The organism is Flavobacterium sp., from assembly GCF_049590715.1.
In the GTDB taxonomy this organism is placed as follows: Bacteria; Bacteroidota; Bacteroidia; order Flavobacteriales; family Flavobacteriaceae; genus Flavobacterium.
Genome location: NZ_JBAWDL010000184.1, coordinates 1 through 2,997, shown reverse-complemented (window position 1 = coordinate 2,997; position 2,997 = coordinate 1). Strand labels below are relative to the sequence as shown.

General features: G+C 35.1%; 1 protein-coding gene. It reads left to right on the top strand.

The window, feature by feature from the left end; all coding sequences use genetic code 11:
* Positions 1-22 precede the first annotated feature (22 nt).
* On the top strand, positions 23-2,997 hold a 2,975-nt coding region (locus WBQ70_RS08480), incomplete at its 3' end, for a WD40/YVTN/BNR-like repeat-containing protein (protein ID WP_423912886.1).

Below are 2,997 nucleotides of genomic sequence, written 5' to 3'. Positions count from 1 at the left end.
CAATGGAGGTTATGGTTTTCAAATGGCTTTTAATCAAGCAAATCAAAAAGGAAATTTAACGACCCCTAAAGCAATCAATTGGGAAAACGGTCAAACTTATATTATTTCGTTTTATTATAAAGCGATTTCCCCAACTACAAATACTACTTCCAATATTAAAATTTTTAAAAACGATGGAACTAAGTTAAGTCAGGTTAATTTCGGGTTAACAAGTACTTCTTGGGTAAAGTATACTACAGAATATGTTTCAACTGTTCAAGACGCAAACGGTTATGTACTATTTTCTATAAATTCGAATGCATCAGGAAGTAGTGAGTTTTATTTTGATGATTTTGTTATTGAAAAGAAACCTATTGCCAATCCGTTTTTCAATGATTTAAAAACTAAAGATGTTGTTTCGGATCAATCCATAAAATGGGAACAATTTGGGCCAGGAATGAGTGGTAATAGCACCTCATTATATACACATCCTACAGATTCTGACATCGTTTTTTCATGTCCTAATATGGGAAATAGTTATAGATCTACGGATAAAGGCCTTACTTTTGAGACGATCCTAAACGAAGATTTGGGGTCTTATATTTCTGGATTTCGTGGACCAGTCCAAATGTTTTCTTTGGATTTTTCACGTGCAACGCCTTCCTATGGTTTTTCAACAGGAGAACGCAAAGGAGATCTTTTTCAAAGTGTTGACAAAGGAAAAACTTGGGAAAGACAATTGTCTTCTCAATCTCTTATTGGAAGTTCTTATTTAGCTTGTGTAACGGTAGATCCTAAAAATGATAATATATGGTATCTTGGAGCAGGCCGTATGCGTGATTATGGAAGGCTTGAGTTTCCATTATCACAGCCTCATGGCATTCAAACGGATGCTAATAGTCAAGGTAAAATATGGAAAAGTACCGATAAAGGACAATCGTGGACTTTGATTAATTCAGGATTGGATGTTAAAGCGGAGGTCGAAACGATAAAAGTAGATCCTGTTAATTCTAATATTGTGTATGCAACAACAAATTATGGTTTTTATAAAAGTACGAATGGTGGTTCAACATGGGTATTGAAAATGAACGGAATGACTAATGATGTCATATGTTCATTTGATTTGCACCATAATAAATCTACAAATGTAGTTACCCTTTATGCTTTGAGCAATATTACTTGGAAAGCTAATGGAAATACAGTTGCTGATGACGCTGGTGGAATTTTTAAAAGCACAAATCAAGGAGAAACTTGGACAAATGTGAGTGGAAATTTAGCGGTTAATTTGGATTATTTTAAAAACAATGCCGGAATCAAAAAAAGCTATTATACCACAGTTGCTTATTATTTTGGATTGGCTACTAATGCGGAGGCAGAGGCAATGTTTCCTGTTATGCCTACAAGCCTTACGCAACGTTTTAATTTGATTACAGTAGATCCTAAAAATGCTAATAATATTTATTTGATTAATAATTATTCCAATGCATCAACTAATAATTTTAAACCAGGTCAAATATGGAGAACCAAAGATGGCGGGGCTAACTGGTTTGTTACTTTGAGAAATGGTAAAAACTGGAATAACGGAGTTGATAATTCTTATTGGAGTTTGAGGTCAAATCCTATGGGAACTAATGTGACTTTTAAATACAAAAGTGATTGGTTGAATAGAGATGATTATGAACAAAAAGGTTCTAACTTTGCGAGGTTTAGTGCAGATGGTTCCGTTTTATACACTCAAATGGCTAAAATAGGTTTTGTTTCGTACGATAACGGAGATAATTGGTTGGATATTGATGATACTGCTACAGGTTCAGCTGGTAGTTGGGTTGGTGCAGGAAATAGTAATCTACCTGGTCATGGTTTTTATCAAAGTGAATTATTGCCTAAGAAAGTGTTTTGTCCTTCGGGCGAAAATAGTTTGTGGATTACCAATCAAGAAACAAATACCGTACGTCCTTCAGCACAAAGCGCTACTGTGATGGATATAACTTCTGCGGAACACTCTGTAAGTTCTATAGTGGTTCATCCTACTGATCCTAATACTTGGTTCGCTACTTTCTTTAGACAAGATAAACGTGGACAAATATTAAAAACCACTAATGCGGGGGCTACTTGGACAAGTATTGGAACTCCAGTTCCTTTACCATGGCCTGAATCTACAGGAGGAGATCAATCGGTACATCAATTGAGTCTTTTAATTGATAAAAATAATCCTAATTATATGTATTTCTGTGTGCCTCGTTCTTCTATAAAATTAGAATGGGTAGGAGATAGCGTTACAGGATGGGGCGTACATAGATCAACAGATGGAGGAGTGACTTGGACAGAAATAAACACAGGATTACCCGCTTCATTAGATGTTGCAAGATTGGCAATCGATCCAAATAATACAGCTACTTTGTATGCTGCTGTTATTGATAATGGCGGTGGACTTTTCAAATCTACAGATAGAGGAGCAACTTGGGCTGAGGTGGCTTCTACGTTGCCTATTTCGGGTTCTTCAGGGGTTAATGATATTCATTTTGATAAAAATGGAAAAGCCTATATCACAACAGGTTTTAAAAATGAAGCAATTAATAATGGTGGTTTATGGGTAAGTGATGATAACATGCAAACTTGGACAAAGAAATTTGATTATCCATGGACAAACCGTGTGGAAGTAGCTAAATATGATACCAATACAATTTTAGTTTCAACATTGCCAAATACTCAAGTGAATTATAAAAATGCAGGAACCTATTTATCCAAAGATGCAGGAGAAACTTGGATTAAAATTAATAAAGGAAACGGACAGTCCGATAGGGTCAATGATATTGCCATTGATTATACTGTTCGAGGAAAATTTTATGCTTCTACTAGAGGAAGCGGTTGGTACACAGCAATTGATCCAAGTGCTTTGTCTACTTCTAAAGTGAGTTTTAAAACTAAAAATAGTAGCTATATATATCCTAATCCGGTTCAAAATGTATTTTCTATCTATGGATTATCTCAACAAGAAAGCAATTTGAGTATTTATTC